Genomic DNA, 17601 nt, shown 5'->3' on the forward strand with positions numbered 1-17601 from the left:
CCGTTCATCGTCCCGTCTCATCGTCCGCTCTCATCGTCCGGTCGTCGGCCACAGGGCGGGGTCGGGGGCGAACCGTACGTCCAGGACGCCCTCGCGCAGCGCGGCACCGGCGACGGTGCAGCGGCGCAGGGCGGACGGCAGCGGGACGATCCGGTGGAACTGCCCGGCGCTGACGACGAGTTCGTCCCCGCGCCGGATGAGGTCCAGGCTCTCGCGCACGGCGCCGGGCAGCGGGAGGCGCCACACCAGGACGCCGTCCTCGGCGAGGCGGTCCGTCACGGACCACTCGACCGGGGCGGGCGCGGGGGTGACGGCGGGTACGGCGAGCGCGGCGAGGTCGTCGGCGCCCTGGGGGTCGCGGCCGAGGTGGCGGACGGGGCGTACGGCGTACTCCCCCTCCCACTCCTCCAGCGCCTTGCGCTGCTGGGCGAGGGGTCCGGCGAGCCAGGAGTCGGCGGGGGCGTCGGGCAGGACGCGGTTGGCGATCAGCGTCTCGGGGCGCAGTCCGCGCAGGGCGAGCCCGAGGGTGGCGTCCCGTACGGCTTCGGCACCGGCGGGTCCGGGCTCGGCGACCAGTCGTACGGAGGTGCCGGGGTCCGCGAGGACGGCTTCCACGGCGGCCAGCTCCAGGTCCCAGCGCCCCGCGGTCTCGTACAGCCAGTCGGAGGGCATCGGCACCCCGGCGAGCCGTCCCAGCACCGGGCGCAGGGCGCGGGCCGCCTGCCGCTCGGCGGGCAGCAGCCTGCGCAGATACCGGCGCAGCTCCTCGGGCAGCGCGAGCAGGGCGAGCGCCTGGGGCAGCGGGGGGAGATCGACGACGAGCAGGTCGTACCGCTCGGACAGCGCGGCGTCGCGCAGCGCCCGCAGCAGCGACAACTCCTCCGCGCCGGGCAGCGGGGTCACCTCCTCGGCGTCAAGGCGCGCGGCTCCGAGCAGGTCGAGCACGTTCGCCGCCCGGCTCTGGAACGCGGTCAGGTCCTCCCGGAACCGTCCTGCCGCGTCCGGCCGCCACGCGGTGAGGTTCTCCGCCACCTCACTCGGCGCGGCCCCCGTCACACCCCCCAGCGCGATCCCGAGGGTGTCCGCCCGATCGGCGCTGAGCACAAGCGTGCGGGTGCCCTCGCGGGCGGCATCGATCGCGGTGGCAGCGGCAACACTGGTACGCCCGCTGCCGCCCGGGCCGGTGATCAGGATGGTGCGCATAGAGGTGAACGCTAACGGACGCCTCCGGCGGGGTGCGGCGCGGCAGTTGACACCGGACGCCGTGCCAGCGGGCAACCGGTCCCGGGGGCCCGCCCACACGCCGTGGACACTGGACCCGACACCGGGACTCACCAAGCTCGACCGCCGGACGCCCGACGCCGCCGTCCCATCGGGGAGCACCCTGCGAGCAGGCACCGGGCACGCGCCGTGGGGCACAGGCGCGGCTCACCAGGCGGGCGCAGCTCACCAGATGGGCGCGAGCCATCAGGCAGGCGCCGGGCCACCGGCATGGACGCGAGCCACCAGGCGGGCGCCGGGCCACCGGCATGGACGCGGAGCACCGAGGCGGGGGCCGGTCCGCCAGGGGACTGCGTGGCCATCAGGTCTGAGCGCCGACCCACAGACGTGGGCGCGAGCCACGAGGCGGGCGCCGAGCCACCGGCATGAACACGAGCCACCGGGGCGGGGGCCGGTCCGCCAGGCGACTGCGTGGCCATCAGGTCTGAGCGCCGACCCACAGACGTGGGCGCGGGCCACCGGACAGCGGTGGACCACTGGGCGGGGCGCAGGGCGGCTCGGGATGGGCGCAGCCCACCCGAAGGGCGACGACCACCACGCGCGAGCGCGGCCCGACGGGCACCGGCGGATCCCACCCGGCTCGATGCAGGTGTGGGCGCAGCCCACCGGGCTCGGAGCGGGCGTGGGTGCAGCCCACCGGGCGGGCTCAGCCGCCAAGCGGACCGCGCGGCCGTCAGGTCCGAGGGGTGGCCCGACAGGCGCGGGTGCGAGGGCGCAGCCCACTCGGCGCGGGCGGGGCTGCCGGGCGGACGTGGTCTGCCCGAAGGGAGACGACCACCGCGCGTGAGCGCACCGGGCACCGGGCACCGGGCACCGGGCACCGGGCACCGGGCACCGGGCGAGCCCACCAAACTCCGTGCGGGCGTGGTCGCAGCCGTCGGGCTCGGTCCGGGCGCCGGGTCCAGCCGGGCGGGGAAAGGATCGCGGGCGGGGTCAGGACCCCGTCTCGACCCGCTTCTTCAGGCCCGCGAGGGCGCGGTCGATGATGACCTTTTCCGCCTTGCGCTTGATCATGCCGAGCATGGGGATCTTGACGTCGACCGTGAGGCGGTAGGTGACCTCGGTGGCCGCTCCGGCGGGGGCCAGGACGTAGGTGCCGTCCAGGGAGCGGAGCATCTGGGACTTGACCAGGGTCCAGGAGACCTCGTGCTCGCCGGTCCAGGTGTAGGCGAGGGTCTGGTCGTCCTTGATGGCGCCGGCGTCCATGACGAGGCGGACCTGCTCGGCGCGCCCGCGCGGGTCGGCCGCGAGCACCTCCGCCTCCTTGACCTCGCCGGTCCAGTCGGGGTAGCGCGCGAAGTCGGCGATCACCGCCATGACGTCGGCGGGAGCCGCCTCGATCGTGATGCTCGAACTGGTGTGTTCCGCCATCGCCGTGGCTCCTCCAGATACGGACCGAGATGAGGTTCTCGCGCGCGGGCTGCGCACGTATGTGCAGCCCGAAGGCTACCGCGCCGCCACCCCGCCGCCTTCATCCCACCCGCCCGAACGCGAGATCCCCCGCCCCGCGCCCCTCACCACTCCAGCGCCCACGGCCGCCCGCTCCCCGCGAAGTGCCCCACGTTCACGCACTCCGTGGAGCCGATCCGCATCCGGCGGGACAGCGGCTGGTGGACGTGCCCGAAGAGGGAGTAGCGGGGGCGGGTGCGGCGGATGGCGTCCAGCAGGGCCCGGCTGCCGCGTTCGAAGCGGCGCGCCACCGTGTCGTAGACCAGGTCGGGGACCTCGGGCGGGATGTGGGTGCACAGGACGTCCGCCCCGGCCACCGCCTCGATCTTCGCCGCGTACTCCTCGTCGTCGATCTCGTACGGCGTCCGCATGGGCGTACGCAGTCCGCCGCCGACGAAGCCGAAGGTGCGCCCGGCGATCTCGACCACCTCGCCGTCGAGGACGGTCGTGCCCGCGCGGGCGTACTCCGGCCACAGCGGCGGCATGTCGACGTTGCCGTAGGTGGCGTACGTAGGCGTGGGGAAGGCGGCGAACAGCTCGGCGTACTGGCGGCGCACCGCGGACTCGACCGCCGTACGCCGGTCCGTGCCGAGCCCCGCCCACAGCTCCGCCCCGAAGGCGCGCGCCTCCTCGAAGCGGCGGGCGGTGCGCAGCTCGACGATGCGGTCGGCGTTGGTCTCGCCGAAGAGGTCGGGGAAGATGCCGCGCGAGTGGTCGGCGTAGTCGAGGAAGAGGACGAGGTCGCCGAGGCAGATCAGCGCGTCCGCGCCCTCTCCGGCGCGGGCCAGGTCCCGGGCGTTGCCGTGGACGTCGCTGACGACGTGGACGCGCGTCCGTCCCGTGCGGGCAGCCCTGCGGGCAGGTGGAGAAGCCATGGCGATCAAGGGTAGGCGTGTGCGGTGTGCGTGAACAGTGCCGCCGCCGCCTGCGGTTACTCGCCCGTCGGCGGCCGTGTCGACTAGTCTGCGCGGAGCAACGCCATCCTGTGTGACGCAGCGAACATCTCGCCCGGCCCCCCTGTCGTAGACGCCATACCGGCGGGTAACGTCCGGGCAGTCCAAGTCGTGCTCCGGATTCCCGCCAGGAGGGACCCGAGCACCGCCCGAGCCGTGGACCGCACCGTCGCATCACACAGTGTCGTGGCGCCGGCGCCCTATGAGGAGCAGCAGTCTTGCGCGAGTTCAGCCTTCCGGCCATGTACGAGGTCCCTTCGGACGGCAACCTGACGGACATCGTCCGGAGAAACGCCGCGCAGCACCCGGACGTCGCCGTGATCGCCCGCAAGTCCGCCGGTGTCTGGCAGGACGTGAGCGCCCGTCAGTTCCTCGCCGAGGTCCACACCGCCGCCAAGGGTCTGATCGCCGCCGGGGTGCAGCCGGGCGACCGCGTGGGTCTGATGTCCCGCACCCGCTACGAGTGGACGCTGCTGGACTTCGCGATCTGGAGCGCGGGCGCGGTCACCGTGCCGGTCTACGAGACCAGCTCCCCGGAGCAGGTGCGCTGGATCCTCTCCGACTCGGGCGCGACCGCCGTCGTCGTCGAGCTGGACTCGCACGCCGCCGCCGTCGAGTCGGTGCGCGAGGGGCTGCCCGCGCTCAAGCACGTGTGGCAGATCGAGGCGGACGGCGTCGCGGAGCTGGGGCGGCTCGGCGCGGACGTCTCGGACGAGACCGTGCAGGAGCGCAGCTCGCTCGCCAAGGCGGACGACCCGGCCACCATCGTCTACACCAGCGGCACCACCGGGCGCCCGAAGGGCTGTGTGCTCACCCACCGCAGCTTCTTCGCCGAGTGCGGCAACATCGTGGAGCGGCTGCGCCCGCTGTTCCGCACCGGCGAGTGCTCGGTGCTGCTGTTCCTCCCGCTCGCGCACGTCTTCGGGCGTCTGGTGCAGGTCGCGCCGATGATGGCGCCGATCAAGCTGGGCTGCGTCCCGGACATCAAGAACCTCACCGACGAGCTGTCCGCGTTCCGCCCGACGCTGATCCTGGGCGTCCCGCGCGTCTTCGAGAAGGTCTACAACTCCGCGCGCGCCAAGGCGCAGGCGGACGGCAAGGGCGCGATCTTCGACAAGGCGGCGGACACCGCGATCGCCTACAGCAAGGCGCTGGACACCCCGGCGGGTCCCTCGCTGAAGCTGAAGCTCAAGCACAAGGTCTTCGACAAGCTGGTCTACGGCAAGCTGCGCGCGGTGCTCGGCGGCCGGGGCGAGTACGCGATCTCGGGCGGCGCCCCGCTGGGCGAGCGGCTCGGCCACTTCTTCCGCGGCATCGGCTTCACGGTCCTGGAGGGCTACGGTCTGACCGAGTCCTGCGCGGCGACGGCGTTCAACCCGTGGGACCGGCAGAAGATCGGCACGGTCGGGCAGCCGCTGCCCGGCTCGGTCGTGCGGATAGCGGACGACGGCGAGGTGCTGCTGCACGGCGAGCACCTGTTCAAGGAGTACTGGAACAACCCGGCGGCGACCGAGGAGGCGCTGGCCGACGGCTGGTTCCACACCGGTGACATCGGCACCCTCGACGAGGACGGCTACCTGAGGATCACCGGCCGCAAGAAGGAGATCATCGTCACGGCGGGCGGCAAGAACGTCGCCCCGGCGGTGATAGAGGACCGCATCCGGGCGCACGCGCTGGTCGCGGAGTGCATGGTGGTGGGCGACGGACGCCCGTTCGTGGGCGCGCTGATCACCATCGACGAGGAGTTCCTCGGCCGCTGGGCCGCCGAGCACGGCAAGCCCGCGGGTTCCACCGCCGCCTCCCTGCGCGACGACGCCGACCTGATCGCGGCGGTCCAGACGGCGGTGGACGACGGCAACGCGGCGGTGTCCAAGGCGGAGTCGGTCCGCAAGTTCCGCATCCTGCCGACCCAGTTCACCGAGGAGTCCGGCCACCTCACCCCGTCGCTGAAGCTGAAGCGGAACGTGGCGGCCAAGGACTTCGCGGACGAGATCGAGGCGATCTACGCCAAGTAGACCGCCTCGAAGGCACGGTCTACAGCAGCTCCCGCAGCTTCTGCGCCAGCAGGTCCCACCGCCACTTCTCCTCGACCCAGGCGCGTCCGCGCTCGCCCATCCGGCGGCGCAGCGCCTCGTCGGCGAGAAGGGCGGTGATCCGCTCGGCGGTCTCCGCCGGTTCCCCGCCCCGCACGACCCACCCGGTCTCGCCGTCGAGTACGGCGTCGGGCGCGCCGCCCGAGTCCCCGGCGACGACCGGCAGACCGGTGGCGGACGCCTCCAGGTAGACGATGCCGAGCCCCTCGACGTCAAGTCCCCCGCGCCGGGTGCGGCACGGCATGGCGAACACGTCTCCGGCGCCGTAGTGCGCGGGCAGCTCGGACCAGGGCACGGCGCCGGTGAAGCGCACGGCGTTCGAGACGCCCAGCTCCCGGGTCAGTCGGCGCAGTTCGCGCTCGTAGGGGCCACCCCCGACGATCAGCAGCACCGCGTCCGGCTCGGCGGCGAGGATGCGGGGCATCGCGCGGATCAGGGTGTCCTGCCCCTTCCGCGGCACCAGCCGGGAGACGCACACCACGACCGGCCGGTCGGTGAGACCGAGCCGCGCCCGCACCTCGGCGCCGCCGGAACCGGGGTGGAAGACCTTCTCGTCGACCCCCGGCGGCAACTGGACCATCCGCGCCGCCGCCTCGGGGCTGAGCGCCTCCGCGATCCGCGAGCGGGTGTACTCGCCGAGGTAGGTGACCGTGTCCGTGGCGTCCCCGATCCGGCGCAGCAACTGCCGGGCGGCGGGCAACTGGGCCCACCCCGCCTCGTGACCGTGGGTGGTCGCGACCAGCCGCTCGGCGCCCGCCTGGCGCAGCGCGGGTGCCATCAGCCCGAGCGGCGCCGCCGCCCCGAACCACACCGAGGTGCAACCGTGCTCGCGCAGCAGCCCCACCGCCCGCCGGGTCGCCCCCGGGGTGGGCAGCAGCATGGTCGTACGGTCGCGTACGACGGTGAAGGGCTGCTCGGCGTCGAAGGCGGCGGTCGCCTCGGCACCCTCCCGCCCGCGCTTCCAGGTGGAGGCGTAGACGACAATGCGGTCGGGGTCCAGGCGCAGCGCCATGTTGTGCAGGAACGCCTGGATGCCGCCGGGGCGGGGCGGGAAGTCGTTGGTCACGATCAGGGTCTTGTGCATCGCCGCCGACATTACCGGGCCGCCCGGACCCGTTCGCCCGGCCGGGTTCCGTCCGCGGCGGAGTCGGTGGCAGGGGCACAGCCGTAAAGGACATCATGAGTCTTCCGACGCGCCTCGGGCGCGCCATGCGTACGGCCCGCAACCGACCGGCAGGGGATCACGTGGACACCAACGGCGCCCGGCGCTTCCCGGCGGCACCGGCGCTCCTGTGGGCGGCGACCCGCGCCGTGCTGCTGCTGTGCGTGTTCAAGGTGTACGTCTTCCCGGGTCCCGACGTCACCTCGGACGTGTCCGTGATCTACCGGGGCTGGTACGAGGTCCTGCGTCAAGGAACGTTTCCCCTGGACGACGTGACCTGGCAGTACCCGCCCGCCGCCGCGCTCGCGATCCTCTCCCCCGCGCTGCTGCCATTCCTGGACTACCCGGCCGCCTTCTACGTCCTCGCCTGCGCCGCCGACCTCGCCGTGCTCGCCCTGCTGTGGCGCACGGGCGGGCGATCCGGGCGCTCCCGGCGCGGTCTGTGGACCTGGACCGCCGGCGTCCCGCTGCTCGGTCCCACGGTGTACGCCCGCTACGACCTGATGGTGACCGCCGTCGCCGTCGCCGCGCTGCTCGCCGCCGCCCGGCATCCCCGGGTCATGGGCGTGCTGACGGCGCTCGGCGCGATGGTGAAGGTGTGGCCCGCGCTGCTCCTCGTGGGCTCCTTCCGGCGCCGTACCTGGGGCGCGGCGGCGGTGACCGCGGCGGGGCTCGCGGCGCTGTTCGCGGTGTCGATGCCGGGCGCGTTCGCGTTCCTGACCTTCCAGCGGGACCGGGGCACCGAGGTGGAGTCGCTGGGCGCGCTGGTCTTCCATGTGGCCCGGCACTTCGGCTGGGAGGGCCAGGTGCTGCTGAACTACGGCTCGATCGAGTTCCTCGGTCCGTACGTGAACGTGGTGAGCACCGCCGCGCTGGTGCTGACCGGTGCCGCGTTCGGCTGGCTGGTGATCTGGCGGCTGCGGGTGACCCGCAGGAGTCCGGCGACGCTCGCGGAGGCGGCGTTCACGGCGGTGCTGCTGTTCACCGTCACCAGCCGGGTGATCAGCCCGCAGTACCTGGTGTGGCTGATCGGACTGGCAGCCGTCTGTCTGACGTACCGTTCCTCCCGCATGGGACCCCCTGCCGTGCTGGTGCTCGCGGCTTCCCTGGTGACGGTCCTGGAGTTCCCGCTCGGCTTCATCCATGTGGTGACCAGCGACTGGTACGGCGTCACGCTGATGTTCGTGCGCAACGGGCTGCTGGTCGCCGCCACCTTCTCGGCGGGGCGTCGGCTGTGGCGCTCCACGGTGCCTCCGGCGCCCGCGGCTCAGGTCACACAGCGGTCCGCACCGGTCGACGAGGCGCCGGTCGGCTCCTGACGAGGTCCTCGGGCGGGCTCAGGTGAGCTGGTCGCGGGTGTAGCGGCGCCACTGGGCGGTGAACGCGTCCGGGGTGGTGCCGAGCACGATCTTGAGCGCCTCCTCGACCGCGCCCGCGCGCCGTCCGTGGGCGCCGACGGCGCGGTAGAAGGCGCGCAGCCGGGGCTCGCCCCAGCGGTCGGCGATCATCCGGCAGGCCAGCCAGCCCGCCTCGTAGGACTGCGCGAGCCGGGTGGGGTCGCTGGTGAAGCCGAAGGACCGGTCGGCGGGGAGCGCGTGCGGGGCGTGCCCCTGGCGCACGGCGCGGGCGAGTTCGGGGGCGATCTCGGCGGGGGTGCGACCGGTGCCGAGGTAGCCGGTCCAGTCGGCGCAGCCCTCGGAGAGCCACAGCGGGGTGGCGGTCGTGGTGGCGGCGCGGGTGGCGACATGGGTGGTCTCGTGGGTGAGCACGACCTGCTTGCCGAGGTCGCCGAGCGCGCCGTACGCGTCCGGGTTGACGATCACCCGGTCCGCCGGGGTGTCCTTGGCGTTGCCGGTCTCGGCGGTGGTGACGGCGGCGATCCCCCGGTACTCGGCGGCGGGCGAGCCGAGCAGCGCCGCCATGCCGTCGAGCGTGGGCGGTACGACCACCACGACCCGGCGCGCCCAACCGGTGCCCCACGCCCTGGTGACGGCGGGTACGGCGCGGTCGGCGAGCCGGGCGTACCCGCGCAGCTCGGCGGCGGACCTGCCGGTGCCGAGCACCAGGCTGTGGGTGCCCTTGACGGCGGTGACGGTGCCCTCGTCCCAGAGCTGGCGTCCGGCGGAGCGGGCGGGGGCGTCGGCGGTGACGTACCAGCCGCCGGAGGCGGTGCGACCGAGGGTGAGGGTGCGGCGGGCGACGGCGGGGGCGGTGTCGTAGCCCGCGACGCGGTAGCGCAGTTCGGCGTCGGCGGCGGCTGTCGTGCCGGTGCGGTGGACGGCGGTGACCCGGTAGGTCCAGGAGGCGAGCGGGAGGGCGCGCAGCCGGGGGTAGGCGGCGGGGGTGCCGGTCGCGGCGTAGGCGTGCTCGTCGTGCCCGAGCAGGGCGGTGGCGCGGCGGTCCAGGAGGCGCTGCACCTGCGCCTTGGCGGTGTCGCCGGGGGCGGGCGCGCCGCACCCGGCGAGCGGCAGACAGAGCGCCGCCGCCATGACGCTCCACACCCGTGCCCGGCCGGCCATCGTCCGATCGTAGAGGGTGGGGAGCACCGGGGGCTCAGGGCCTGGTGACCCAGGAGACGGGCATCATGCCGACCGGGTCGAAGCGCACGGCGGCGCCGGGGTGCGGGGCGTGGACGACCTGTCCGTGGCCGACGTACATCGCGACATGGCTGGCGTCGGCGCGGTAGAAGACCAGGTCACCGGGGCGCGCCTCGGCGAGGGAGACGCGGCGGCCCGCGAAGCGCTGTTCCTGGGAGGTGCGCGGGAGCTGGATGCCCGCGTGGGCGTACGCCCACTGCATCAGTCCCGAGCAGTCGAAGGAGGAGGGACCGCTGGCGCCCCAGACGTACGGGCGCCCGAGGGCGGAGCGGGCGGCGGCGAGCGCGGCGGCGGCGCGGGCATCGGGGGCGCCCTGCCCGAGGAGGGCGTCAAGACCGGGGCGACCGGAGCGGCCCGCGCGGTCGTAGGCGGCGCGCTCGGCGGCGGGCAGGGAGTCGAACAGGCGCCGGGCGGCGGCGAGTTTGGCGCGCACGTGCCGCTTGTGCCGGGCGACGGCCGCGCGTCCGCGCTCCAGGTCGGCGAGTTTCCCCGCTGCCTCGGCGCGCTCCTGGGCGACCTCGCGCAGGCTGGTGCGCAGCTCGCGGAGCTGTCCCGCCTGCCGGGTGCCGAGGCGGTCGAGGACGGACGCCTGGTCGAGGTAGTGCTCGGGGCGGGCGGAGAAGAACAGCGCGACGGACGGGTCGAGACCGCCGGAGCGGTACTCGGCCCCGGCGAGCGAACCGAGCTGCTCCCGCAGGTCGTTGACCTTCTGCTGGCCGCGCGCGAGGCGGTCCTGGGCGTGGTGGACCTCGCGGCGCAGGGCGTCGGCGCGCTCGTCCGCCCGGTCGTAGTCCTCGGTGGCCCGCTCGGCCTCGGCGTAGAGCCGGTCCAGTTCGGCCCGGGAGCTGGGATGCGGGGTCGCGTGGGCCGGTACGGCGCCGAGCGCGGCGGCCGCGGCAGACAGCACGCACAGGGCGGCGGTGCCCCGGTCGCATCCGGTGGTGGCGAGGCGGCGATGGGCCCCCACGGCAGTCCTTCCGCTGGCGGACATGACCGTTTCCCCGGCACCGGGGACGGGGAGACCCGCGCCGCCGGGGAAACGCGCCAGACCATAACCGCAAGGCGGGGCGGCGGCCAAAGACCCCGGTGGACACGTACGGTGACGCCCCGCCACCGACGCAGGTCAGGGGCGGGGCGTGCGGTGAGCGGGCGGCGGTGTGATTCGCCCGTTCGGAGGGCTCGTCAGACGCGGACGCCGAACATGAACGGGCCGCCGATGGTGCTCATCGACTCGTAGCGGACGACCGTGCCGGTGCGCGGGGCGTGCAGGATCTGGCCGTTGCCCGCGTAGAGACCGACGTGGTGGATGTCGTTGAAGAAGAACACCAGGTCGCCGACCTGGAGGTCGTTCACCGAGGTGATGCGGGTGCCGATGTTCGCCTGCTGCTCGGAGGTGCGCGGGATGGTGATGCCCGCCTGGGCGTACGCCCACGAGGTCAGACCCGAGCAGTCGAAGGAGGAGGGACCGGTGGCGCCGTAGACGTACGGCTTGCCTATCTGGCTCTGGGCGGCGGAGAACGCGGCGCCCGCGAGACCGGAGCCCTTGGCGTTGCCGCCCAGCTCGACGCGCGCGGTGGAGGAGCGGTCGGCGCGTGCCTGCTGGTCGGCCAGCTCCTGCTTCTCCTTGGCGGTCAGGGTGTTGAGCAGCTTCTGCGCCTCGGCGAGCTTGCCCTGCACTTCCTGCTTCTTCTTGCCCAGCTCGGTGCGGGTGGAGGCGAGGTCCTTGAGCTTCTCGGTGGCCTCGGCGCGCTCCTGGGCGAGTTCGCGCTGCTTGTCCTGGATCTTCTTCAGACCCTCGACCTGCTGGGCGCTCAACTGGTCCATCGTGGACGCCTTGTCGAGGTAGTCGTCCGGGTCGGAGGACAGGAAGAGCTGCACGGAGGGGTCCAGGCCGCCCGAGCGGTACTGGGCGGTGGCCATCGAACCCAGGCCGTCGCGCAGCTTGTTGAGGTCCTGCTGACCGCGCGCGACGTTGTCCTGGATGGTGGAGATCTCCTTCTGGAGCTTCTCCTGCTTCTCCTTGGCACCGTTGTACTTCTCGGTGGCCTGCTCGGCCTGCTCGTAGAGCTTGTCGACCTTCGCCTTGACCTCGCTCTTGCCGAGCTTCTCGGTCGGGGCCGCGTTGGCGGCGTTCGCGCTCAGCGCGACAGCGGCGGCTGCCGCTGCGGTCAGCACGGTCACGCGCGTGCGGTTCGGCTGCTTGGGTCGACGGTGGGACGCCACGGAGTTGGAACTCCTTCTTGTGAGTGATCACCCGCTAGGAGGTTCGAGCCCTGACCCTAGTGACCCAGTTGTGATCAGTTCAAATCCTCACAGCAAAAAATCCAAACCCACCATGCATTTTTTGCACTCAACTCACAAGATGTGACGCAGGATTGACCCAACGTCGTTCAACAATGCGCTCAATTCGGGCAATGTGTGGGTCCATTGCCTTTAAGGCGCCCTTCAGGACAGCCGCTTGAGAAGTACCGCAGAGGCGACGGGGCGGGCACCGGAACGCGCGACTCCGTCGGCGACCTCGCGGTCGGTGGAGGCGACGATCACCGGGCGCCCCGGCGGTTCGGCCCGCACGAGCTGACGGATCAGCTCGTCGGCGGTGACGCCCGGCTTGGAGAACAGCACCCGGACCCCGCGCGGCGGCGCGAGCAGCACCGGCGCGGCCAGTTCGGCGCCGTCGAACACACAGGTGACCTCGGCGCCGGTCTGCGCGGCGAGCGCGGAGAGCTGGCCGAGGAGTCTGAGCCGCTGCTTCTCCAGGGGCATCTGGGGATAGCCGGTCTTGGTGACGTTGTAGCCGTCGACCACCAGATGCGCCTGCGGCAGCGCGAGCAACTGGTCGAGGATCGCGGGGTCGTGCTCGGAGAGGGCGCGGGCGGCGATGTCCTTCGGGGTCATCCGCCCCGGCTCCACCGCGTCCACGGTCTCGGCCGGGCGCACGGACACCGGCGGCAGCGCCAGCTCCCGGCGCAGCCCCTGGGCCGACTCCAGCAGGGTGTCGAGCAGCAGCCGCACCCGCATGTCCTCGACGCTGCGACCCTCGCGGGCGGCCCGGCGGGTCGCCTCCAGAGCCGCCTCCGCCTCACCGAGGCGGGCCTTCAGACGCCGGGACTCGCTCTCGGCGGCGGACACCTGGGTCTGCGCCTCGGCGCGCGCGGCGTCCGTCTCGGCGCGCGCCTTGCGCAGCGCCGCCTCCCCGCGCTTGACATCACTGAGCGCCGAACGCAGCTTGCGGTGCAGCGACTCGCTCTCCTTGCGGACCGAGTCCAGCTCGGTGCGCAGCCGTTCGGTCTCGGCGCGGGTGTGTTCCCGGGCGTGCGCCAACTCCTCGCGCAGCCGCTCCAGTTCGGCCCGGCTCTCCTCGTCGGCCCGCTCCGCGTCCGCGCGCTGCGCCTCCTCGCCCGCCGCCGTGACCAGCTTGACCCAGCCCGTGGGGCGCAGTACATAGGCCGCGGCCGCCACGTCGAGCGGGTCCGCGGCCGGGGGCGGCGAGCCGGAGTCCAGGGCGCCGGACAGCTCCGGCTGCGTCTCTCTGTACCGCTCCCCGATCCGCTGCCGGAACATCCGGTCCGTCTCCAGGGCGGCGGCCATCGCGTTCCCGGCGAACTTGGCGCGGCGGTTGGGGGCGAAGCGGGCGTACTGCCGCAGTTGGGCGGGCAGTTCGGCCATGGTCAGCGAGCCGAAGGCGTCCGAGACGATCTGGACGACCCGTCGGCGCACGCCGTCGGGCAGCGGACGGTCAAGCACCTCGGCGGTGCCGTCGTCCGGCCCCCCGCCCCCGGTCTCCACCATCCGTCACACCCCAATGCCTCTGCTGTCTTCGCGGCCCGCTCCGCTCAGGAGCCGGCGCCCGGCCTGTCCACGAGTTCCACCTGATCCACCGCGTTGCACCAGCGGCAGCGGACCGACTCGATGGTCTCACTGACCACCTCGCGCTCCTCGACGGTGGGTTCCCCGGCCAGGTCGAGGTGGACGTACTCGACGACCTTGGAGGAGCGGGTCACGTCGAAGCGGGTGAGGTTGCCGCAGAGAGTGCAGCGCCATCGCGTCGTGGCGGTCGGCAGGGGAACCGTCATCGTGGCTGTTCGCTTCCTTCTCGGATCGGTGCGCGCCGTTCACCGACGCGTGTGGCTCGTAACCCTACGGCCTGCGGGGCATCCGTCGCCCGTCCGTCCATGGCGGCGAGGCGGTGTGTACCAGTGCGTCCGGTTACGTCATGCTCTGTATTCATGATCAGAGAGTGGAGTGCGGGTGCGGGGCGGTCCTTCCGAGCGGTCCGGAGCGCCCCGGCGCCGATGACGTACGGCCTCATCGCCCTGTGCTGTCTGCTCTTCGTGCTGGGTCCGGCGTCGGGTCTGACCCGGGCGTACGGCACCGGGGACGCGCCGCTGGTGGCACAGCGGGCGTACTTCCGGCACTGGGGCGTGATCCCGGCCGAGCTGTTCGCCGCGCCGGTGCGGGAGGCGCTGACCCCGGCGACGGCGCTGTTCGTGCACGGGAGCTGGGTGCATCTGCTCGGCAACATGCTCTTCCTCCTCGTCTTCGGGGTGATGACCGAGGAGCGGATGGGCCGGGTCGAGTTCACGCTGTTCTACCTCGGCTGCGGCTATCTCGCCCTGCTGGGCTACGCGCTCGCCAACGCGACCTCCGAGCAGTCCCTGGTGGGAGCCTCCGGGGCGATCTCGGCGGTGCTCGGCGCCTTCCTGCACCTCTTCCCGCGTGCCCGTGTCACCAGTCTGCTCCCCTTTCTCTTCTTCCTCCCGCTGCGCTTCCCCGCCTGGGTGGTGCTCCCCTTCTGGGCCGGACTCCAGTGGTTCGCCGCCTCCCGCGCCCCCGAAGGACCCGGGGTCGCCTACCTCGCCCACGTGGTCGGCTTCTGCCTGGGCTTCGGCTACGCGTGGGTGCGGTACGGGCGGAGAGCTAGAGTGAAGGTCGTTCCGGCCCCGGCGTCCGAGGGAGAAAACCAGCCGTGATCACCGCGATCGTCCTGATCAAGACCAGCGTGGACCGGATTCCGGAGATCGCCGAGCAGATCGCCGCCCTGGACAGCGTCAGCGAGGTCTTCTCCGTCACCGGTACCTACGACCTCATCGCCATGGTCCGCGTTGCCCGCCACGAAGACCTCGCCGAGGTCATCCCCGGCCGCATCAGCAAGATCCCCGGCGTCGAGGGCACCGACACCCACGTCGCCTTCCGCACCTACTCCCAGCACGACCTGGAAGCGGCGTTCGCGATCGGTCTCGACAACTGAGGCAGCCCCTCGGCTAGGACCGCTCCTCCGGGACGCAGTGCCCGTTCTCCGTGCGGTACCGCCACTTCGCACCGTGGGCGACCAGTTCCCGTACGGCTGTCACGAACCGGTCGACGTGTTCCGCCGGGGTGCCCGCGCCGAAGCTGACGCGTACCGCGTTCAGGGGGGCGTCCGGGGTGCCGCAGTCGGTGTCGGTGTCGGGAGTGCCGTCCAGGAGGGTGCGGACCAGGGGGTGGGCGCAGAAGAGGCCGTCGCGGACGCCGATGCCGTACTCGGCGGAGAGGGCGGCGGCGAGGTGGGAGCTGTTCCAGCCGGCCACCACGAAGGAGAGCACGCCGACGCGCGGGGCGTCGTCCCCGAAGAGGGACAGCACGCGCACGCCGGGCACCTCGGCAAGACCCTCGCGCACCCGGCGGACCAGCAGCGCCTCCCGCTCGGCCAGGCGGTCCAGGCCCGCCTCGGTCAGCGCCGTGCACGCGGAGGCGATCGCGTAGGCGCCGATGACGTTCGGGGAGCCCGCCTCGTGCCGGGCGGCGCCCTCGTGCCACTCCACCTCGACGCGACCGTCCCCGCGCCGTACGACCCGGCGGCTCGCCCCGCCGCCCGCGAGGTACGGCTCCGCCGCCGTCAGCCAGTCGGAGCGCCCGGCCAGCACCCCCGAGCCGAACGGCGCGTACAGCTTGTGCCCGGAGAAGGCGACCCAGTCCACGTCCAGCTCGCGCACGCTCACCGGGTGGTGCGGAGCCAACTGGGCCGCGTCCAGGACGATCCGCGCGCCGTGGGCGTGGGCGGTCGCCGCCAGTTCGCGCACCGGCCACAGCTCCCCGGTGACGTTCGAGGCACCGGTGACGCAGACCAGTGCCGGGGCGGTGGTGTCCCGCGCGGCGAGCGCCCGTTCCAGCGCGGTCACCGCCGCCTCGGGACCGCGGGGCGCGGCGAGGACGGTGACCCGGTCCTGCGGCCAGGGCAGCAGCGCCGCGTGGTGCTCGGTCTCGAAGACGAACACCTCGCACCCGGCGGGCAGCGCCCGCGCCAGCAGGTTCAGCGAGTCGGTGGTCGAGCGGGTGAACACCACCTGGTCGTCGCCACGGCAGTCCAGGAACCGGGCCACTGTGCGGCGCGCGTTCTCGAACAGCTCGGTGGAGAGCCGGGACAGATGCCCGGCGCCCCGGTGGACACTGCCGTAGTACGGCGCGTAGGCGGCCACGTCGTCCCAGACGCGCCGGAGAGCGGGGGCACTGGCCGCGTAGTCGAGCGCGGCGTACTCCACCTCGCCGCCGGTGACGAGCGGCACGGTGACCCCGCACCCGAGCACGGGCAGCGGAGCGGACACGGCGGGGGCAGCGGTGAGCACGGACATGAGGGGTCAACTCCCGTGAGAAAGCCCGGAGTCGGCACGCGGGTACGACAGGTCCCGGCACGCGACGAACTCGGGAAGAGAAGAAAGGGCGTGCGGAGGCGGGGCTCTGCGGCCCTAGATCATTCGCTTGCTCAAGGAAGGCTCCCTCGACCGCGCTTGCCGTAGACCTCGCTGCCTACGGCCTGGTCCTCACCCGGGGCACCCCGCCACGGACGGAGGGTTGCCGGACAGCCGGCCGGGGCCTGTTGGCTGTCACTCATGACCTGATCAGGAAGCTAGCGGGGCGGACCTGCTTCGCGCAACCGCTGTCCGGATCGCGGAACGCCGGTCGGGGCGGGGGAAGCCCCCGCCCCGACCGGTTCCGTGCAGCTCAGCGGTTCGTCGCCGCCACCCACCGCTCCAGCGTCCGCCCCGCCGCCCCGGAGTCGATGGACTCCGCCGCCCGGGCCATGCCGTCGCGCAACTGGTCCGCGAGCGGCGCCCCGGTCGGGTCCAGGGCGACCAGCGCCGCCGCGGAGTTCAGCAGCACCGCGTCCCGTACGGGACCCGTCTCGCCGTCCAGGAGCCTGCGGGCGACCTCCGCGTTGTACGCCGGGTCGCCGCCGCGCAGGGCGTCCACCGGGACCAGCTCGATGCCGACGTCGCGCGGGTCGAAGACCTCCTCGGTGACCTTGCCGTCGCGCACGATCCACACCCGCGAGGGCGAGGTCGTCGTCAGCTCGTCCAGCCCGTCCTCGCCCCGGAAGACCAGGGAGGAGTTGCCCCGCTCGGCGAAGACGCCCGCCACGATGGGCGCCATGGCGAGGTTGGCGACGCCGACCGCCTGCGCCCGCACCCGGGCGGGGTTGGTCAGCGGACCGATGACGTTGAAGACCGTACGGATGCCGAGCTGACCGCGCGCGGCGCCCACGTGCCGCAGCGCCGGGTGGAACTTGATCGCGAAGCAGAAGGTGATCCCCGCCTCCTCCGCGACCTCGGCCACCCGCCCCGGGCTCAGCTCCAGGTTGACCCCGAGCTTCTCCAGCACGTCGGAGGAGCCGGAGGCGGAGGACGCGGCGCGGTTGCCGTGCTTGATGACCTTCGCACCGGTGCCCGCGACCACGATCGAGGACATCGTGGAGATGTTCACGGTCTTCGCGCCGTCACCGCCGGTGCCGACGATGTCGACGGTCCGCCCCGGCACCTCGATGGTGTTCGCGTGGTCGTACATCGCCCGGACGATGCCGGTGATCTCCTGGACCGTCTCGCCCTTGGCGCGCAGCGCGACCAGGAACCCGGCGATCTGGGCGTCGGTCGCCTCGCCGCGCAGCAGCCGGTCCATCGCCCAGGCGGTCGCGTCGGCGCTCTGGTCCTCGCCCTCCAGCAGGGAGTTCAGTACGGCGGGCCAGGAACGGCCCGCCGCGGTGTCGCCTCCAGCGGGGGTCACAGCGCTCATCAGCCGCTCCTGTGTGAAAAGTC

At 73.1% G+C, this 17601-nt stretch carries 15 protein-coding genes and 1 riboswitch; of the genes, 4 read left to right on the forward strand and 11 right to left on the reverse strand.

All coding sequences use genetic code 11. The annotated features are described in order from the left end of the window. Window positions 1-30: 30 nt before the first annotated feature. From IF655_RS08245 to IF655_RS08255, 3 genes are all read right to left on the reverse strand, one after another. Window positions 31-1203, reverse strand: a complete 1173-nt coding sequence (locus IF655_RS08245) for an ArsA family ATPase (protein WP_199583384.1) — start codon at window positions 1201-1203, stop codon at window positions 31-33. 1011 nt (window positions 1204-2214) lie between these two features. Continuing rightward, window positions 2215-2652 carry an SRPBCC family protein gene (locus IF655_RS08250; protein WP_018545556.1) on the reverse strand — a complete coding sequence of 146 codons (438 nt, stop codon included), beginning with the start codon at window positions 2650-2652 and terminating at the stop codon, window positions 2215-2217. 143 nt (window positions 2653-2795) lie between these two features. Continuing rightward, window positions 2796-3605 carry a metallophosphoesterase gene (locus IF655_RS08255; RefSeq protein ID WP_199583385.1) on the reverse strand — a complete coding sequence of 270 codons (810 nt, stop codon included), beginning with the start codon at window positions 3603-3605 and terminating at the stop codon, window positions 2796-2798. Between the two features lie 296 nt (window positions 3606-3901). Between IF655_RS08255 and IF655_RS08260 the strand changes: the two genes are divergently transcribed. Next, entirely contained in the window at window positions 3902-5698 is a 1797-nt protein-coding gene (locus IF655_RS08260) for a long-chain fatty acid--CoA ligase (RefSeq protein WP_199583386.1), read from the forward strand. 19 nt (window positions 5699-5717) lie between these two features. On the opposite strand, the gene IF655_RS08265 is transcribed toward IF655_RS08260, so the two are convergent. Beyond that, a complete protein-coding gene (locus IF655_RS08265) occupies window positions 5718-6860 on the reverse strand; it encodes a glycosyltransferase family 4 protein (protein WP_199583387.1) in 1143 nt (380 codons plus the stop codon). Window positions 6861-7021: 161 nt separating this feature from the next. Here IF655_RS08265 and IF655_RS08270 point away from each other — a divergent pair, with 161 nt between their 5' ends. Then, entirely contained in the window at window positions 7022-8257 is a 1236-nt protein-coding gene (locus tag IF655_RS08270; RefSeq protein ID WP_199583779.1) for a glycosyltransferase family 87 protein, read from the forward strand. Window positions 8258-8275: 18 nt separating this feature from the next. Here the strand turns inward: IF655_RS08270 and IF655_RS08275 are convergent, their stop codons facing one another. The 5 genes from IF655_RS08275 to IF655_RS08295 all read right to left on the reverse strand — a co-directional run bounded on the left by IF655_RS08275 (window position 8276) and on the right by IF655_RS08295 (window position 13608). After that, a complete protein-coding gene (locus IF655_RS08275) occupies window positions 8276-9457 on the reverse strand; it encodes a hypothetical protein (protein WP_242488624.1) in 1182 nt (393 codons plus the stop codon). A 34-nt stretch (window positions 9458-9491) separates the two neighbouring features. After that, the gene (locus tag IF655_RS08280; protein WP_199583388.1) at window positions 9492-10502 is read right to left on the reverse strand and encodes an NlpC/P60 family protein; all 1011 of its coding nucleotides are present in this window, start codon (window positions 10500-10502) and stop codon (window positions 9492-9494) included. Window positions 10503-10717: 215 nt separating this feature from the next. Further along, the gene (locus tag IF655_RS08285; protein ID WP_199583389.1) at window positions 10718-11758 is read right to left on the reverse strand and encodes a C40 family peptidase; all 1041 of its coding nucleotides are present in this window, start codon (window positions 11756-11758) and stop codon (window positions 10718-10720) included. A 222-nt stretch (window positions 11759-11980) separates the two neighbouring features. After that, the gene (locus IF655_RS08290) at window positions 11981-13324 is read right to left on the reverse strand and encodes an NYN domain-containing protein (RefSeq protein ID WP_199583390.1); all 1344 of its coding nucleotides are present in this window, start codon (window positions 13322-13324) and stop codon (window positions 11981-11983) included. Window positions 13325-13368: 44 nt separating this feature from the next. After that, complete coding sequence (locus IF655_RS08295) at window positions 13369-13608, reverse strand: hypothetical protein (protein WP_014672226.1); 240 nt, start codon at window positions 13606-13608, stop codon at window positions 13369-13371. Window positions 13609-13761: 153 nt separating this feature from the next. Between IF655_RS08295 and IF655_RS08300 the strand changes: the two genes are divergently transcribed. Continuing rightward, window positions 13762-14505, forward strand: coding sequence for a rhomboid family intramembrane serine protease (locus IF655_RS08300; protein WP_199583391.1), 744 nt, complete (start codon window positions 13762-13764; stop codon window positions 14503-14505). Continuing rightward, on the forward strand, window positions 14502-14783 hold the full coding sequence (locus tag IF655_RS08305) for an Lrp/AsnC family transcriptional regulator (protein WP_199583392.1): 282 nt from the start codon (window positions 14502-14504) through the stop codon (window positions 14781-14783). Before IF655_RS08300 ends, IF655_RS08305 begins: the two co-directional genes overlap by 4 nt. A 13-nt stretch (window positions 14784-14796) precedes the next feature. Here IF655_RS08305 and IF655_RS08310 read toward each other — a convergent pair whose 3' ends face one another. Further along, a complete protein-coding gene (locus IF655_RS08310; RefSeq protein ID WP_199583393.1) occupies window positions 14797-16143 on the reverse strand; it encodes an aminotransferase class V-fold PLP-dependent enzyme in 1347 nt (448 codons plus the stop codon). Between the two features lie 147 nt (window positions 16144-16290). Beyond that, a riboswitch (SAM riboswitch) is annotated at window positions 16291-16407 on the reverse strand. Between the two features lie 106 nt (window positions 16408-16513). Further along, window positions 16514-17578, reverse strand: coding sequence for an anthranilate phosphoribosyltransferase (trpD, locus tag IF655_RS08315; RefSeq protein WP_199583394.1), 1065 nt, complete (start codon window positions 17576-17578; stop codon window positions 16514-16516). Window positions 17579-17601: the final 23 nt, after the last annotated feature.

Source organism: Streptomyces sp. DSM 110735 (genome assembly GCF_016482685.1).
In the GTDB taxonomy this organism is placed as follows: Bacteria; Actinomycetota; Actinomycetes; order Streptomycetales; family Streptomycetaceae; genus Streptomyces.

Bases quoted from the DNA above. Each gene is read 5' to 3' on its own strand.
- IF655_RS08295 (WP_014672226.1), bottom strand. From the start codon at position 13,608: ATGACGGTTCCCCTGCCGACCGCCACGACGCGATGGCGCTGCACTCTC.
- IF655_RS08265 (WP_199583387.1), bottom strand. From the start codon at position 6,860: ATGCACAAGACCCTGATCGTGACCAACGACTTCCCGCCCCGCCCCGGC.
- IF655_RS08300 (WP_199583391.1), top strand. From the start codon at position 13,762: ATGATCAGAGAGTGGAGTGCGGGTGCGGGGCGGTCCTTCCGAGCGGTC.
- IF655_RS08245 (WP_199583384.1), bottom strand. From the start codon at position 1,203: ATGCGCACCATCCTGATCACCGGCCCGGGCGGCAGCGGGCGTACCAGT.
- IF655_RS08275 (WP_242488624.1), bottom strand. From the start codon at position 9,457: ATGGCCGGCCGGGCACGGGTGTGGAGCGTCATGGCGGCGGCGCTCTGT.
- IF655_RS08255 (WP_199583385.1), bottom strand. From the start codon at position 3,605: ATGGCTTCTCCACCTGCCCGCAGGGCTGCCCGCACGGGACGGACGCGC.
- IF655_RS08250 (WP_018545556.1), bottom strand. From the start codon at position 2,652: ATGGCGGAACACACCAGTTCGAGCATCACGATCGAGGCGGCTCCCGCC.
- IF655_RS08290 (WP_199583390.1), bottom strand. From the start codon at position 13,324: ATGGTGGAGACCGGGGGCGGGGGGCCGGACGACGGCACCGCCGAGGTG.
- trpD (WP_199583394.1), bottom strand. From the start codon at position 17,578: ATGAGCGCTGTGACCCCCGCTGGAGGCGACACCGCGGCGGGCCGTTCC.
- IF655_RS08310 (WP_199583393.1), bottom strand. From the start codon at position 16,143: ATGTCCGTGCTCACCGCTGCCCCCGCCGTGTCCGCTCCGCTGCCCGTG.